Origin of the sequence: Amycolatopsis thermoflava N1165 (assembly GCF_000473265.1) — a bacterium.
In the GTDB taxonomy this organism is placed as follows: domain Bacteria; phylum Actinomycetota; class Actinomycetes; order Mycobacteriales; family Pseudonocardiaceae; genus Amycolatopsis_E; species Amycolatopsis_E thermoflava.
Genome location: NZ_KI421511.1, coordinates 1,066,024 through 1,080,213 on the forward strand (window position 1 = coordinate 1,066,024; position 14,190 = coordinate 1,080,213).

The window sequence follows — 14,190 nt, forward strand, 5'->3', positions numbered from 1 at the left end:
GCGCATGTCCGTGCGGGATTCCATCGACCGGTCGGGGATGAGCCGGTTCCAGATCAGGGTCATCGCGATCTGTCTGGTGATCAACCTCGTCGACGGGTTCGACGTCCTCGTGATGTCCTTCGCGGCTCCCGGCGTGGCAGGCGAGTGGGGGCTCACCGATTCCCGGGTGGGAGTGCTGCTCAGCAGCGGACTGGTGGGGATGGCGCTCGGCTCGGCCGTGCTCGCGCCGCTGGCCGACCGCATCGGGAGGCGACCACTCACGCTGATCTGCCTGACCGTGTGCACCGCCGGGATGGCACTGGCCGCGCTCAGCACCGGGTTCGAGATGCTCGCGGCCTGCCGTCTCCTGACCGGTCTCGGCATCGGCGGCATGGTGGCGAGCCTGCCCGTGGTCATCACGGAATACGCGCCGCAGCGGCTGCGCGGCACGATGATCGCCCTGTACGGGATGGGACTGCCGCTCGGCGGTGTGCTCGGTGGTGCGGTCGCGAAGCTCGTGGTCGCCGAGTACGGCTGGCGCGCCACCTTCGTCGTGGGCGCTGTGCTGACCCTGGTCATGGTGGCCGGGGTGGCCGCGGCGATGCCGGAATCACTGGACTACCTGATCAGCCGCCGTCCCCGCGGGGCGCTGGAGAAGGTCAACCGGCTCCTGGAGCGGATGCGGTTGCCCGCCGTCGACACCCTGCCCGACCCGGAGCCCGGCGAACGCCGGGTGCGGGTGACGACGTTACTGACCCGGGACGCGGCGCGGACGGTCCTGTTGTGGATCGCCTACTTCGTGATGATGGCGGGCTTCTACTTCGCCGCGAGCTGGACGCCGCTGCTGCTGCAGCACAGTGGTTCCTCGGCCCAGCAGGGCATGAACGCCGGGCTCCTGCTCAACCTCGGCGGGATCGCGGGCACCCTGCTGTTCGGCTTGATCGCCCTCAAGGTGCGGCTGCGCGGGCTGACGATCGCCTGCTTCCTCGCGGCGGGACTGTCGTATCTGGCGATGAGCCTGTTCCTCGATTCCGCCGTCGCCGCGTTGAGCGCCGCGGTCGCGGTCGGCATGTTCATCAACGCCAGTGGCAACGGGCTCAACGCCATCGCTCCCGGTCTCTACGCCCCGGCGGTGCGCGCGACCGGGGTCGGCTGGGCCATGGCGTTCGGCCGCATCGGCGCCCTGACCGCACCGGTGCTGGCCGGGCTGCTTCTGGACAACTCCTGGTCCCCCCGCTCGCTGTTCGGGCTTCTCGTCGTGCCCCTGGTGGCGGCCGCCGTCGCGGTCTTCGTGATCACCGTGCCCCGGCGGACGGCGCGGACGACCACAGCCGCCGAAACACCCGCTCCGCTCGCCTGAATCAGGGCGTTCGTTCAAGGAGGAACAGCATGAAAGCCGTGCGCCTGCACGACTACCACAAACAGCCGATCGTCGAGGAGGTGCCGGAACCGGTCCTGTCCGGACCGCTGGACGTGATCGTGCGGATCGGGGGCGCCGGCGTGTGCCGGACCGACCTGCACATCATCGAGGGGCAGTGGGCCGACGCGATGGCGCCGCGGCTGCCCTACACCCTGGGACACGAGAACGCGGGCTGGGTGCAGGCTGTGGGCGCCGGGGTCAGCAACGTCGAGGTCGGGGACGCGGTGATCCTGCACCCGCAGCCCTCGTGCGGGCTGTGCCTGGCCTGCCGGGAGGGCCGGGACATGGCCTGCGCCGCGGCCGCCTTCCCCGGGGTGTCCGATCACGACGGCGGCATGGCCGAGTACCTGCGCACGACCGCGCGGGCGTGCGTGAAGCTCGACCCCGCCACCGACCCGGCCGACGTCGCCGCGCTGGCCGACGCCGGGCTCACCGCCTACCACGCGGTGCGCAAGGCGGTTCCGCTGCTGCCACCCGGCAGCACGGCCGTCGTCCAAGGGGCCGGGGGACTGGGCCACATCGGCATCCAGGTCCTCGCCGCCCTGACGGCGACGAAGATCGTCGTGGTCGACCGGGACCCGGCCGCGCTCGCGCTCGCCGCCCGCCTCGGCGCGGACACGACGGTGCGGGCCGACGGCAACCAGGTGAGCGCGGTCCTGGACGTGACGAGGGGGCGCGGCGCCGAGGTCGTGTTCGACTTCGTCGCCGAGCAGGGCGCGGAGAACGACGCCTGGGACATGACCGCGGCAGGCGGTTCCCTGTTCGTCGTCGGGTACGGCGGGGAACTGCGGATCCCGACGGTGGCGGCCGTGGCGGCCGAGAAGAACGTCGTCGGCAACATGGTCGGCACCTACCGCGACCTGGTCGAGCTGATGGTGCTCGCGGAAAGCGGGAAGGTGAACCTGCACACCCGCCGTTACCCGCTCGACGCGGCCGCCGAGGCGTTCGACGATCTCGCGCTGAACCGGATCCGGGGCCGGGCGATCCTGGTGCCGCAGGCATGACGGAGCCCGGTGGCGAGCCGGCCGATCCCCGGTTGGCGCGGCCACATCCGGTGCGGGTGCTCGACGGAGCGGTGTCCTACCTCGACATCCGGTATGCCACAGTGACCGGCTGGCGTCCGCTGACCCTGGACCTGCACCTGCCCCTGGACGCCGGCGGTCCGCTGCCCGTCGTGGTCTACGCGCACGGTGGCGGTTTCGTCGGCGGGAGCAAGGAAATGGGGCCGTGGGCGACGCTGCCCGCACGCGGGATCGCGGTCGCGTCGGTCGGTTACCGGCTGGCCGGCGAGGTCGCCCACCCCGGCCCGGTCGAGGACGTGCTGGCGGCGATCCGCTGGGTGCGGGCGCGCGGTCGCGAGTACGGGCTGGACCCCGGCCGCGTCGCCGGGTGGGGGAGCTCGGCGGGGGCGTACCTGATGGCCCGCGCCGCGTTCTCCGACGACGTGCCGCTGTCCGCGCTGGTATTGCACTATCCGGTCACGGATTTCGGGCTGTTGCTGTCGGATGCGTCCACAGTGGAGGAGCGGGAGGCCCTGGCGAAGATGGTTCGCACGTTCCTCGACGTTCCGGCCTGGCCGGGCGAGGACCAGCTCGCCGCGGTTTCGGTGGTGACCGCCGCGCGCCGGGCCCGCTACCGGCCGCCCGTCCACCTCAGCCACGGCGACGGCGACCGGCGGTGCGGCCTGGCCCAGAGCCGCCGGTTGCACGAGGTCGTCCTGGCGGCGGGCGGCCGGTCCGAGCTGCTCGTCGTGCCCGGGGCCGACCACGCCGACCCGGTGTTCGCGACGCCGGCCGTCGTCGATCCCGCCGTCGAGTTCCTGCGCGCGGCGTGGGCGCGACACGTTCCGCTGGAGTGAGGGGAAAAACCACATGCGCATCGGAAATCTGCGCGGCCGTGCCCACCTGTTGCGCGACCGCGCGGCGATCGACATCGCCAAAGCCAGTGGCGGCCGGTTCGGGCCCGAGCCCGCGGACCTGTTCGCCCGCTGGCCGGAGTTCGTGGAGTGGGCGAGAACCGCGCGCACCGACGGCGGCGAGCCCTACCGGCCCGAGGATCTGGGTGCGCCGGTTCCGCGGTCGCGTCAGGTCTTCGCCGTCGGCCTGAACTACGCGGAGCACGCGGCGGAGACGGGTTTGCGCGCCGGTGGGGTGCCGTCGGTGTTCACGAAGTTCGCCGACTCCCTGACCGGCCCGCACGGCCGCATCGTGCTCAGCGGGCCCTCCGTGGATTGGGAGGTGGAACTCGTCGTCGTCATGGCACGGGAAGCGCGGAACGTCGCGGAGGCGGACGCCTGGAACTACGTCGCCGGGCTCACCGTGGGGCAGGATTTCAGCGATCGGGACGTGCAGATGAGCGGGGCGCCACCGCAGTTCTCGCTCGGCAAGAGCTTCCCCGGCTTCGGCCCGCTCGGGCCCGCGGTGGTGACCTTCGACGAGCTCACGACGCCGTTGCGGCTGCGGTGCTGGGTCAACGACGAACTCGTCCAAGATGGTCACACCGGGCAGATGATCCTCCCGGTGGGCGCGTTGATCGAGCGGATCTCGGCGGTGTGCACGCTGCACCCAGGGGACCTCATCTTCACCGGCACACCGGCCGGGGTGGGGATGGGACGGACCCCGCCGAGGTACCTCACCCCCGGCGACGTCGTCCGCACCCGCATCGACGGCATCGGGGAGATGAGGCACGTCTTCGTCGAGGAGGCGTGAAGCCGTCACAGGCCGATGAGGGGGAGGAAGATCGTGTCGACGATCTCCTCCAGGACGTGGTCGGGCACCGGGGCGAAGGTCACCAGGATTTCGTGGCGCAGCAGATCGAAGGGGAGCGACTTGATGCGCTCGCTCAACCGGTCCGCGGTGATCTCCCCGCGGCTGACCGCGCGGTCGAACAGGACGTCCGTGGCCTTCTCGTGCCGCGCGGTGAGCACGTCGCCGGGGCTGGTGCCGGTCTCCTGGTAGTAGGAGGACAGCTGCGCGTTCATCACGGTGATGAGCCGGGCGCGCGTGGTGTTGATCTCGCGCATCAGGGTCAGGACGTCCTCCCGCAGGCTTCCGGTGTCGGGGACGTCCACCCGTGCCCGCTCCAGGGCGTGCGCGATCGCCGCCCGGACGAGCGCGTCGCGGTCGGGCCAGCGGCGGTAGAGCACGGGCGGGCTGGTGCCGGCGCGCCGGACCACGGCGTCCATGGTGAACCCGGCGTAGCCGCCGGCCATGAGTTCTTCCCACGCCGCATCGAGGAGCGCCTTCTCCAGTTCCGCTCCACGCCGTCGTCCGGCCATCTCCACACCTCCCTAAGATAGACTCGTCTATCTTAGCGGAACGGGAGGTCGAACATGGACTACGACGTGCTCGTGGTGGGCGCCGGGCCGGTCGGCCTGATGCTGGCCACGGAACTGGGACTGGCGGGGATCCGGGTCGTGGTGGTCGAACGGCGTTCCGAGCCGGACACCGCGCCCAAGGCCGCGGGGATCAACACGGCCTCCGCGGAGATCTTCGAGCGCCGCGGGCTGCTCCCGGCGATCGAAGCGGCACGCGGGCCGCTGCCGTTCCAGGGGGAGCGGAACCGGGCGCCCTTCGCCGGGCACTTCGGCGGGATCCAGGTCCCGGCGGCCGCTGTCGACGAGCAGGACCCGCTGCTGCGCGGGCGCGGCCCCGGCTGGTACCTCCCGGTCGAGCAGGTCGAGGTGGAACGGGTCCTTGGCCGGCGCGCGGCGGAGCTGGGCGTCGAGATCCGGCGTGGCGCCGACGTGACCGGATTCGACGCGGACGACGACGGTGTCACCGTTCACCTGCGCGGTGGCGGCGACCTGCGTGCGGCGTGGCTCGTCGGCTGCGACGGCGGTCGAAGCCTGGTTCGGCGCCAGGCTGGCTTCGACTTCCCCGGCACGGACCCGACGATCACGGTCCGCCAGGCGACCGGCACCGTGCATGGGGCGGAGCTGCTGGGGCAGGGGTGGCAGTACACGACCACCGGGCTCTACGTCTACGGGCCGAGGCCGGGCTGGATTCGCACTGTCGAGCTGGACGGACCACCGGTGGACCGGGAAGCCCCGGTCACCGCGTCCGAAATGGACGCCAGCCTGCGGCGGGTCAGCGGCCTGGACGTGCACGTGACCGACGTCGCCGACGGCGGCACCCGCTTCACCGACCACGCGCGGCAGGCGAGCACCTACCGGCGTGGCCGCGTCCTGCTGTGCGGGGACGCCGCCCACGTGCATTCGCCCTTCAGCGGCCAGGGCCTGAACCTGGGGCTCGGCGACGCGGTCAACCTGGGGTGGAAGCTCGCCGCCACCGTGCGGGGCTGGGCGCCGGAGCGTCTGCTCGACACCTACGTCAGCGAACGGCACCCGATCGGTGCCGACGTGCTCGACTGGACGCGCGCGCAGGTCGCCGCGATGCGCGGTGATGGCTACAGCAGCGCGCTCCGGGCCGTGGTCACCGATTTCCTCGGCACCCGGGATGGCGCGACGCTCTACGCGAAGCGGATCTCCGGTCTGGGGCAGCGCTACGACCTGGGGGGCGGCCACCCGCTGGTCGGCGCGCTGATGCCGAAGCTCCAGCTGGACGACGGCAGCCTGCTGGCCGACCACGCCCGCGGGGGACAGGCACTGCTGGCCGACTTCGCCGGGAACGACGAGCTCGCCGTCCTGGCGAAGGCGTATGGAACGCGTCTGAAGTTGGTGCGGGGCAGCGCGGAGGGCAGCGGCCTGAGCGGTTTGCTGGTACGTCCGGACGGTTTCGTGGCGTGGGCGTCGGATGCGGGTGACACCGACGGCCTGGAAACCACGCTGACCCGTTGGCTGGATGCTCCGGCTGGTACTGCAACGACGCGGCGATGGCCGCCCTAACCGTCCAAACGGGACCAGAAATCCGTCAGGGCGCGTGCGACCGGCTGCGGGTGCGTCACCGGCCACCAGTGCCCGACATCGGCGAGTTCGGCGATCTCCGCGCCGGCGGCTTCGGCCGCGAACCGGTGCTGTGCGGGCGTTCCACTGGCCTGGTCGACGTCCGCGAGGGCGATCAGGGCCAGGCCGGGGCGCTGCCGGGCGTTCGCGAGGCCGCGGCCCGCTTCGGCCATCACCGGCTGGGCGGCCGACCGCAGGAGCGACAGCACCGCCCGCCCCATGTCGTCGTCCATCCCGGCGGCCACGCGGTCCGCGACCGGACCGGTCATCCCGAGCGCGTTGACCACCTCCAGTCGCTGCGCCAGCGTGCCGCCGAAAATTTCCTTCACCGAGGCTTCGCCCGCCCCTTCCTGTTGCCACACCTGGGCCCGCGCGTGCCAGACGTAGTCCGAGGCGAACAGGCCGAGCGCGTCCGACGCCCAACTGCGGATCAGCTCCGGGCGGGTCATCGCGATCTGGGCGACGTGCGCGCCACCCCAGTCGTGGCCGACGAGATCGACGGGTTCCCGGAACTGCTCCAGCCGCGCGGCGAGCCACTCGCGATAGCCCTCGACGGTGGCGGAGAAGCCGTTCGAGGCAGGCATCCCGAAGCCGGGTGGGGACAGCGTCACCGCGTCGTCCCGGCCGAGCGCGGCGATCAGCGGTCCCCACACGCCGGGGCTCTCCGGATTGCCGTGCACGAGCACCAGGGGAGCAGGCATGGTCACTCCTAACTTGCGTGTACGTATGCAAGTAACTGTAGCAGCGGCCGGCGCCGGAGACCACTGCCGGAAGTTAGGGCGTGACAGCGAAGGCCGCGCGTACCGAGCGCGTCGCTTCCCGGATGATGGCCGTGACGTTGCGAACCGGAGGCTGGGCGATGAGTTGCAGCCCTGTCCCGCGGACCAGTGCGACGATCAGCACGGCGGCCGCGGCCGGGTCCGCGTCGGACCGGATGGACCCATCGGCGACGCCCTGGCGGACCACGTTCGCCAGTAGCTGCCGGAAGTCGGCGTCCCGGCGGGCGAACAGCGGAGCCAGCACGGGGTCGGCCGCGATCGCCTCACCCCACAGTTGCAGGAACGCGCGCGCCGACGGTGTCCGCCGCACGACGTTGCGCAGGTATGCCTCGATGATCAGCACCAGGTGGTCCAGGCCGTCGCCCTGGTATTCGGGGACGTCGAACCGCTGCGCCTCGTCGACGACGGACTCCAGCAGCCGTTCCCTGCTGCCGAAGTGGTGGTAGACGATGCCGCGGCTGTACCCGGCGGCTTCCCCGACCTCGGCGAGCGTGACGGCCCGGGACCCGCTGCGCGCGATGAGCTCCGTCGCCGCGTCCAGCACGCGACGGATGGTCTCCGCGCGTCGTTGCTCCTGCGTGCGCCGGGCCGGCCGATCGGTCATGCGTCATCCCCTTGGCAAACCTCGTGGTCGACGAAGTGTGTCACGGTCACCTCGGCCACTAGGTGAAGACGCCCGCGGTGGCGATCCGGACTCGCTTGCGTGCGGTCTGCTCGTCGTCCCCGAAGCGGTCGACACCCCAGGACAGCGTCACGACCAGCTCGTAGAGCTCCTCCGCGGTGAGGCCCTCGACGGCGTCGCCGGCGGACTTCGCCGCGTCGAGGAGTTCGCGTGTCCGGTCGAGCAGGGGGTTGCACGCGTGGGTCATCGGTGAGGCCGGGTCGCTGTGCGCGGTGGCGACGCAGGAGGGCAGGTCGTGCCAGATGCGCAGCTGCCAGGTCAGCCGCGCCAGCCATTCGGCGAGCGCTTCGCGTGGGGAGGCGGTGCGGGCCAGTTCACCGGATTCGGCCAGGGCGTCCTCGATGCTGGTCTGCATGACGGCGGCGAGCAGGTCGTCCCGCGTCGGGAAGTTCCGGTAGAGCGTGGCGTTGCCCACTCCCGCTTTCAGCGCGATGCCGTCGAGCGAGGCGAGGACGCCCTCGGTTTCGAACGTCTCGCGTGCCGCGAGCAGGATCGCGTCGCGGTTTCGCCGGGCGTCGGCCCGCAGTGGCCGCGCCTTCGCGCCGTCAGCCATGACATCCCTCCTTGCGGAAGTGGGGAGTGTCCCCGCATACTGAATTCGGGGACACTCCCCACTTGATGAAGGAGTATAGGTGAACCAGTCACTCCAGGGTCGGACGGTGCTCGTGACGGGCGCGAACGGCGGGCTCGGCGAACAGTTCGTGGCCCAGGCGCTCGAACGCGGCGCGAGCAAGGTCTATGCCGCGGCGCGCAAGCCGAAGAACTGGGACGATTCCCGCGTCCAACCGCTGGCCCTCGACATCACCGACGCCGCCGCCGTGGCCCGCGCCGTCGCGTCCGCCCCCGACGTCGACCTGGTGATCAACAACGCCGGAATCGCGCCGGACGGCGACTCCATCTCCGGGCCGGAGGACGAGCTGCGCCGGATCTTCGAAACGAACTTCTTCGGCACGCTCCGCGTCGCGAACGCCTTCGCGCCGGTGCTCGGCGCCAACGGCGGCGGAACCCTGCTGAACATCCTGTCCGCGGCGTCCTGGTTCAGCATCCCGACCGGATACGCGGCCTCGAAGGCGGCGATGTGGTCGGCGACCAACGCGCTGCGGGTGCAGTTGCGCGGGCAGGGCACCCAGGTGATCGGCCTGCTCGTCGGCATGATCGACACCCCGATGACGGCCGGGTGGGACGTCCCGAAGGTCACCGCCGCGAGCGTCGTCGCCCAGGCCTACGACGGAGTCGCCAACGGCGCGCTCGAGGTACTGGCCGACGAGCCGACGCGCGAGCTGAAGTCCCGGCTGAGCACGAAGGCCGAGGAGCTCTATCCCTGGCTGGATGAGCAGCTGGCAGCGCTGGTGTCCTGACCCGGGGTCCAGAGTGGACGACCGCCGGACTGGTGCCGGCACCAGCCCGGCGGCCACGGGGCCGGCAGGTCGATCCAGCGTCGGCGGCCGCGATGAGCGTCAACCAGGTCGTGCGCTCGGTCGGCTTCTCTCGGCAGCGCCGTCAGCGGCCTGATCCTGCCCGCACACACCGCGACGGGCAGCTTCGCCCCCACCGACTCGGCTATGCCAGCCCCGCTCGGACGGCCGGGGCGCTGGGACTGGTCACCATCGTGCTGGCTGCGGGAATCAACGCCTCCCCGCGCAGGCAGCAGCAGTCGTGACGAGGCGAACAGCGGGCGACCGCGCCGACAGCGGCCGATGACCAGTCTGGCGAGTAACGACAGCAGCGGCGTTGCTGGCCGCGTGCCGGAGTCCCACCGGCGTATGGCCGCGGCCACCCTGGCCGCCCGGATCGTGCCGGGTGAACGGGGGTCCTGCGACCCGCTCCGCTGATCAGCGACGTGGTCGCTCTCGACGAGACCTCGGGCGTCCTGCGGCCAGGGTTGCCCGCACCGGCCGGAAGGTGCTGCTCCGTCCGTGACGAGGCCGGCCACCGGCATCGTCGTGCCGCCTCTCCTGGACGATCACGCTGACCTCGGCAACGAGCCGCTCCCGCAGGCTCTTGTCGATACCGGAGTCGGTGATGATCACCTCGACCTTGTCCAGCGGGAGCACCTTCGACGATATGGCGCCGAGGAAGAGCGTGTGGACACGCAGGTCGCTGATGCCCTGATCGCGAGGCGTGCCGATGGTCTCCGCCAGGGCTTCGTCCACTCAGCCGCCCATGAGGAAGGTGCGCACCCCTTCGACAGTCAGCAGGTGCTGGGCGATGCCGAGTCCGGGGTATGTGGCCCGCAGGTTCGTGACATGGTCCGGCATGTGCAGGGCCAGGGAGTGCACGGTCGAACCGGTGTCGAAGATGACCGCCTGGTCGGATTTCCGGGGAGGCGGCCGCCGATTGCGCGATGCGCCGCTTGGCATCGCGGTTGAGGGACATGCGGGCGTCGAACGAGACGATGGACGCGTGCGTTTCGGGTGCGACGGCGCCGCCCCGGGTTCGCTTGACCCGCCCCCGCCGTTCGAGCTCGTCGGGGTCGCCCCGGATCGTGACCTCACTGCCCCCCAGTCGGGCTGCCATTTCCGAAGGCACGACGCGGCCGGAGGTGGCTATCTCCTCCAGCAGCTGAGGCGGCGTTCGTCAGCGAGCATCGACAGAGCGCCGGTGCGTCAGAGGCGTTGAGCGGTGTCCGAAAGTGGTCCGGCACACCCAGTGCTGCACGACGGAGCCACTCACTGGTCCCGCAGCGTCCGGTAGGTGAAGTCGGTCAGGTAGTCGTTCAGCTTGAGGGACGCCTCGGAGGCCTTGGCCTGATCGCCGTGGCAGATGGCGCGGAGGATGTCCCCGTGGAGGTCGGCCGCTTCGGCCAGTTCCGCCTTCGGGTTTCGCAGGTGGGCGAACCAGAACCGGCGCGAGAGCCCCTGCAGCGGGGCCATCGCCACCGACAGGTACTCGTTGTGCGCGGCCTCGACGATCAGGGTGTGGGTCGACTTCAGCAGCTCCCCGAACCGCCTGGGATCGTCGCCGTCGAACTGGCTGAGCACCTCGGCGAGCGCCAGGATGCGCTCACGCTGCTCCGTCGTGGCCCGGTGGGCGGCGAGGCGCACCGCGAGCTCCTCCATGGAACGGCGTAGCTCGAGCACCTTGAGTTGCGCCTCGATCGACGTCGGGGCGACGAACACGCCCTGGCTAGGGTGGATCTCCACCATGCGTTCGCGTGCGAGCCGTTGCAGCGCCTCGCGCACCGGCGTGCGGCCGAGCCCGGTGCGTTCCATCAGCCGGGCCTCCGACAGCAGCGAACCAGGCGGGAGTTCCTGGAACGTGATCATGCGTTCCAGCACGTCGTAGGCCTGGTCGGCCTTGTTCGCCACGGGTGCCTCCTCCTCGTTCCACCGCTGGGCCTGGACAATACCGCGACGCGCGATGTACAACCGGTACATGACCAATATATCGGCCTGGTCGCTGACCGGTGGTCCGGTCGACCGGGGACTCGAAGTGCTGGCCGAGGTCGACGTGCTCGTCGTCGGGGCCGGTGCGGCCGGGGTCGCGGCGGCGGTGGTCGCGGCCGAGGCGGGTAAGTCGGTGCTCGTCGTGGAGAAGTACGGCTTCGCCGGCGGCGCGGCGGTCGCCGGGATGTCCGGCACGATCTGCGGCATGTACCTGGCCTCGGATGCCGACCGGGAGCCGAGGCAGGTCGTCGCGGGGTTCACCGAGCGGTTCCGCGGGGAGCTGGCCGCCCGGGGCGGCCTCACCGCGCCGCAGGTCTACGGCAAGACCTGGACCGTCGCGCACGATCCGCTCGTGTGGCGCGAGGTCGCGGACGACCTCCTCGAAGGCGCGGGCGTCACGGTGCTCTACCACACGGCCGTCGCCGCCGTCGTCCTTGACGGCGACACCCACCGCGGAGTGGTGGTCGAGTCGAACGCCGGCCGGGCCGTGGTGCTCGCTGCCAGGACGATCGACGCATCGGGCGACGCGGCTGTGGTCGCCCGCGCCGGGCACCGCTACACCTTCGGCGACAACGGCGCGATCCAGAACCCGACCATGTTCTTCCGCCTCGGCAACGTCGACGTCGAGCGGTTCCTGGAGTTCTACGGCGAGGACACCATCTGCCCGCCGTACGTGACCGAGGAGATCCTCCGGGCGCGAGGCGCCGGGCTGGACCTGCCGCGGCAGAAGATCTGGATCTTCACCACTCCCAGGCCCGGCGAGCTGCTGGTCAACGCGACCCGGTTGGCCGGCCGCGACGGCCGGATGCTCAACGTGATCGACCCCGCCGACTTCACCGAAGCCGAAATACTGGGTCGGCGGCAGGTCCGGTCCTACGCGCGGTTCCTGATTGATCGGATCCCCGGTTGTGAGAACGCGTTCGTCGTGGACACGGGGATCGAGGCCGGGATCCGGCAGACCCGCACGATCGCCGGGATCGAACGGTTGTCCAACGAGGACGTCCTCGCGGCACGCAAGCGCGAGGACGGGATCTGCCGGGTGCCATGGCCGATCGAGCTGCACGCCGGTGACCGGCCCAAACTGACCTGGTTGCTCGACGACTACTACGAGGTGCCCTACGGCGCGCTCGTGCCCGAACGCGGCGAGGGCGTCATCGTCGCGGGCCGCTGCCTCAGCGCCGAGCACGAGGCACTCGCCTCGGCGCGGGTCACCGCGCAGTGCTTCGAATACGGCCACGCGGCCGCGGTGGCGACCGTGATGTCGCTGGACAAGGACCTGCCCTACCGCGGACTCGACGGCCGCGAGATCCGGTCGGCGATGGCCGCCGGCGGAAGCGCCCTTTCCCTTTCCTGACTGGAGAAACACCATGGAACAGCTGCGGAGCAACTTCGAGCCCGGCACCACCCGCTGGGCCGTGCGCCGCGCGCAGTGGAGCGCGATGGGCATCAGTGCCGAGGACCAGCGCAAGCCCAAGATCGCGGTCGTCAACACCTCGTCGAAGCTGTCGGTGTGCTTCGCGCACCTCGACGACGTGGCGGGAGTGGTCGCCGACGCCGTCCGCGAGGCGGGTGGGCTGCCGCTGGAGATCCGGACGACCGCGCCGTCCGATTTCGTCACCAGCGCGGGCCGCAAAGCGCGTTACCTGATGCCGACCCGTGACCTGATCGTCAACGACGTCGAAGCCGCCGTCGAGGGTGCGCAGCTCGACGGCATGGTGTTGTTGGCGAGCTGCGACAAGACGACCCCGGCCCACTTGATGGCCGCCGCGCGGCTCGACCTGCCCTCGGTCGTCGTCATCGGTGGCTACCAGCGCGGAGGGACGTTCTCCGGCTGTTCGGTGGACATCGACTCGGTGTACGAATCGGTGGGCGCCGTCGCCTCCGGGAAGCTGAGCGTGGACGAGCTCGGCGCGATGGCCGACCGGGCGATCGAGGGGCCGGGAGTGTGCGCGGGACTGGCGACGGCGAACACGATGCACGTGCTCGCCGAGGCCCTGGGCATGACGATGCCCGGCTCTGCGCCCACGCGTGCGAACTCCGCGGCGATGCTCGACCGGACCGCGGCCGCGGGACGGCGTGCCGTCGAGCTGGTCCGGGAAGGGCTCACCGCCCGCCAGGTGCTCACACGCGACGCCATCGAGAACGCGGTCGAGGTGGCGCTGGCACTGGGGGGCTCGGTCAACTGCGTCCGGCACCTCGCCGCCGTGGCCGCGGAGGCCGACCTCGACCTCGACGTCGTCGCGTTGTTCGAGGAGAAGGGCCGCGGTGCCAAACAACTCGCCGCCATCCGTCCCAACGGGACACACCAGGTGTGGGACCTCGACCGGGTCGGCGGGGTTCGCGCCGTCCTGCGTGCGCTGGCACCGCGGTTGCACACCGGCGCGCTGACAGTGTCCGGCAGCACCGTGGCCGAGCTGATCGCCGACGTGGCCGGACCGGACGGCGACGTGGTGCACCCGCTGGACGAACCCGTGGCCGACGAGCCGGGCCTGCTGATCCTGCGTGGATCGCTGGCGCCGGACGGTGCGATCGTCAAGGTCGCCGGGGTGGGTGCGGCACGGCGGCAGTTCCGCGGGCCGGCCAGGGTCTTCGCGGGTGAGGACGAGGCCATCGCCGCGCTGGGCCAGGGAGAGATCAAGCCGGGACACGTGATCGTGCTGCGCGGGATGGGCCCGAGGGGCGGCCCGGGCACGGTGTTCGCCGCGAGTTTCGTGGCCGCGCTCAACGGTGCCGGCCTCGGCGGCCAGGTGGCCGTGGTGACCGACGGCGAACTGTCCGGGCTCAACCACGGGCTCGTCGTGGGACAGGTGATGCCCGAAGCCGCCGACGGCGGGCCGCTCGCCGGAGTCGAGGACGGGGACGCCATCTCGATCGACCTCGACGCACGGCTGATCGACGCGGAGCCGATACGCGACGGGAAGCCCGTCACCGCCGGTGATCCCGGCAGCGAACGCGGCTGGCTCGGCCAGTACGCGGCACTCGTCGGCCCGATCCAGCGGGGCGCGGTCCTGCGCCGTCCCGCCCGCCACTGACCTTTCCCC

General features: G+C 71.3%; 15 protein-coding genes and 1 pseudogene. 8 read left to right on the plus strand and 8 right to left on the minus strand.

What is annotated here, in order from left to right; all coding sequences use genetic code 11:
• Nucleotides 1–4 precede the first annotated feature (4 nt).
• Genes AMYTH_RS0105255 through AMYTH_RS0105270 form a run of 4 tightly spaced genes read left to right on the plus strand, consistent with a single transcriptional unit; the run spans nt 5 to nt 4,107 of the window.
• A complete protein-coding gene (locus AMYTH_RS0105255) occupies nt 5–1,339 on the plus strand; it encodes an MFS transporter (protein ID WP_027929398.1) in 1,335 nt (444 codons plus the stop codon).
• Nucleotides 1,340–1,368: 29 nt separating this feature from the next.
• Nucleotides 1,369–2,403 (plus strand): NAD(P)-dependent alcohol dehydrogenase, encoded by a 1,035-nt coding sequence (locus tag AMYTH_RS0105260; protein WP_027929399.1) that lies wholly within the window; start codon nt 1,369–1,371, stop codon nt 2,401–2,403.
• On the plus strand, nt 2,400–3,257 hold the full coding sequence (locus AMYTH_RS0105265) for an alpha/beta hydrolase (protein ID WP_027929400.1): 858 nt from the start codon (nt 2,400–2,402) through the stop codon (nt 3,255–3,257). The genes AMYTH_RS0105260 and AMYTH_RS0105265 overlap by 4 nt, the downstream gene beginning before the upstream one ends.
• A gap of 13 nt (nt 3,258–3,270) precedes the next feature.
• A complete protein-coding gene (locus AMYTH_RS0105270; protein WP_027929401.1) occupies nt 3,271–4,107 on the plus strand; it encodes a fumarylacetoacetate hydrolase family protein in 837 nt (278 codons plus the stop codon).
• A 5-nt stretch (nt 4,108–4,112) separates the two neighbouring features.
• Here AMYTH_RS0105270 and AMYTH_RS0105275 read toward each other — a convergent pair whose 3' ends face one another.
• Nucleotides 4,113–4,676, minus strand: coding sequence for a TetR/AcrR family transcriptional regulator (locus AMYTH_RS0105275; RefSeq protein WP_027929402.1), 564 nt, complete (start codon nt 4,674–4,676; stop codon nt 4,113–4,115).
• 54 nt (nt 4,677–4,730) lie between these two features.
• On the opposite strand from AMYTH_RS0105275, the gene AMYTH_RS0105280 reads away from it, so the two are divergent.
• Nucleotides 4,731–6,245 (plus strand): FAD-dependent monooxygenase, encoded by a 1,515-nt coding sequence (locus AMYTH_RS0105280; protein WP_027929403.1) that lies wholly within the window; start codon nt 4,731–4,733, stop codon nt 6,243–6,245.
• Here the strand turns inward: AMYTH_RS0105280 and AMYTH_RS0105285 are convergent.
• The 3 genes from AMYTH_RS0105285 to AMYTH_RS0105295 form a co-directional block, all read right to left on the minus strand.
• Nucleotides 6,242–7,003: an alpha/beta fold hydrolase gene (locus tag AMYTH_RS0105285; protein ID WP_027929404.1), complete on the minus strand. Its 762-nt coding sequence runs from the start codon at nt 7,001–7,003 to the stop codon at nt 6,242–6,244. The genes AMYTH_RS0105280 and AMYTH_RS0105285 overlap by 4 nt on opposite strands.
• A gap of 73 nt (nt 7,004–7,076) precedes the next feature.
• Complete coding sequence (locus tag AMYTH_RS0105290; RefSeq protein ID WP_027929405.1) at nt 7,077–7,685, minus strand: TetR/AcrR family transcriptional regulator; 609 nt, start codon at nt 7,683–7,685, stop codon at nt 7,077–7,079.
• Between the two features lie 58 nt (nt 7,686–7,743).
• Nucleotides 7,744–8,316: a TetR/AcrR family transcriptional regulator gene (locus AMYTH_RS0105295; RefSeq protein WP_027929406.1), complete on the minus strand. Its 573-nt coding sequence runs from the start codon at nt 8,314–8,316 to the stop codon at nt 7,744–7,746.
• 79 nt (nt 8,317–8,395) lie between these two features.
• Between AMYTH_RS0105295 and AMYTH_RS0105300 the strand changes: the two genes are divergently transcribed.
• Nucleotides 8,396–9,121: an SDR family oxidoreductase gene (locus AMYTH_RS0105300; protein WP_027929407.1), complete on the plus strand. Its 726-nt coding sequence runs from the start codon at nt 8,396–8,398 to the stop codon at nt 9,119–9,121.
• A gap of 474 nt (nt 9,122–9,595) precedes the next feature.
• Here AMYTH_RS0105300 and AMYTH_RS50170 read toward each other — a convergent pair whose 3' ends face one another.
• The 4 genes and pseudogenes from AMYTH_RS50170 to AMYTH_RS0105320 form a co-directional block, all read right to left on the minus strand.
• Nucleotides 9,596–9,916: a hypothetical protein gene (locus tag AMYTH_RS50170; RefSeq protein WP_027929408.1), complete on the minus strand. Its 321-nt coding sequence runs from the start codon at nt 9,914–9,916 to the stop codon at nt 9,596–9,598.
• On the minus strand, nt 9,917–10,042 hold the full coding sequence (locus AMYTH_RS50810) for a hypothetical protein (RefSeq protein WP_267283878.1): 126 nt from the start codon (nt 10,040–10,042) through the stop codon (nt 9,917–9,919).
• Between the two features lie 139 nt (nt 10,043–10,181).
• Nucleotides 10,182–10,325: pseudogene (locus AMYTH_RS51165) on the minus strand (DeoR family transcriptional regulator); the annotation flags it as partial.
• Between the two features lie 107 nt (nt 10,326–10,432).
• The gene (locus AMYTH_RS0105320; RefSeq protein WP_027929409.1) at nt 10,433–11,071 is read right to left on the minus strand and encodes a GntR family transcriptional regulator; all 639 of its coding nucleotides are present in this window, start codon (nt 11,069–11,071) and stop codon (nt 10,433–10,435) included.
• Nucleotides 11,072–11,123: 52 nt separating this feature from the next.
• On the opposite strand from AMYTH_RS0105320, the gene AMYTH_RS0105325 reads away from it, so the two are divergent.
• A complete protein-coding gene (locus tag AMYTH_RS0105325; protein WP_228684582.1) occupies nt 11,124–12,503 on the plus strand; it encodes an FAD-dependent oxidoreductase in 1,380 nt (459 codons plus the stop codon).
• Nucleotides 12,504–12,516: 13 nt separating this feature from the next.
• Complete coding sequence (gene ilvD, locus AMYTH_RS0105330) at nt 12,517–14,181, plus strand: dihydroxy-acid dehydratase (RefSeq protein ID WP_027929411.1); 1,665 nt, start codon at nt 12,517–12,519, stop codon at nt 14,179–14,181.
• The last annotated feature ends 9 nt before the right edge of the window (nt 14,182–14,190 follow it).

Excerpts from the sequence above, each read along its gene's own strand:
- AMYTH_RS0105270 (WP_027929401.1), top strand. The coding sequence starts at position 3,271 with ATGCGCATCGGAAATCTGCGCGGCCGTGCCCACCTGTTGCGCGACCGC.
- AMYTH_RS0105285 (WP_027929404.1), bottom strand. The coding sequence starts at position 7,003 with ATGCCTGCTCCCCTGGTGCTCGTGCACGGCAATCCGGAGAGCCCCGGC.
- AMYTH_RS0105255 (WP_027929398.1), top strand. The coding sequence starts at position 5 with ATGTCCGTGCGGGATTCCATCGACCGGTCGGGGATGAGCCGGTTCCAG.
- AMYTH_RS0105295 (WP_027929406.1), bottom strand. The coding sequence starts at position 8,316 with ATGGCTGACGGCGCGAAGGCGCGGCCACTGCGGGCCGACGCCCGGCGA.
- AMYTH_RS0105280 (WP_027929403.1), top strand. The coding sequence starts at position 4,731 with ATGGACTACGACGTGCTCGTGGTGGGCGCCGGGCCGGTCGGCCTGATG.
- AMYTH_RS0105325 (WP_228684582.1), top strand. The coding sequence starts at position 11,124 with ATGTACAACCGGTACATGACCAATATATCGGCCTGGTCGCTGACCGGT.
- ilvD (WP_027929411.1), top strand. The coding sequence starts at position 12,517 with ATGGAACAGCTGCGGAGCAACTTCGAGCCCGGCACCACCCGCTGGGCC.
- AMYTH_RS0105265 (WP_027929400.1), top strand. The coding sequence starts at position 2,400 with ATGACGGAGCCCGGTGGCGAGCCGGCCGATCCCCGGTTGGCGCGGCCA.
- AMYTH_RS0105290 (WP_027929405.1), bottom strand. The coding sequence starts at position 7,685 with ATGACCGATCGGCCGGCCCGGCGCACGCAGGAGCAACGACGCGCGGAG.
- AMYTH_RS0105275 (WP_027929402.1), bottom strand. The coding sequence starts at position 4,676 with ATGGCCGGACGACGGCGTGGAGCGGAACTGGAGAAGGCGCTCCTCGAT.
- AMYTH_RS0105260 (WP_027929399.1), top strand. The coding sequence starts at position 1,369 with ATGAAAGCCGTGCGCCTGCACGACTACCACAAACAGCCGATCGTCGAG.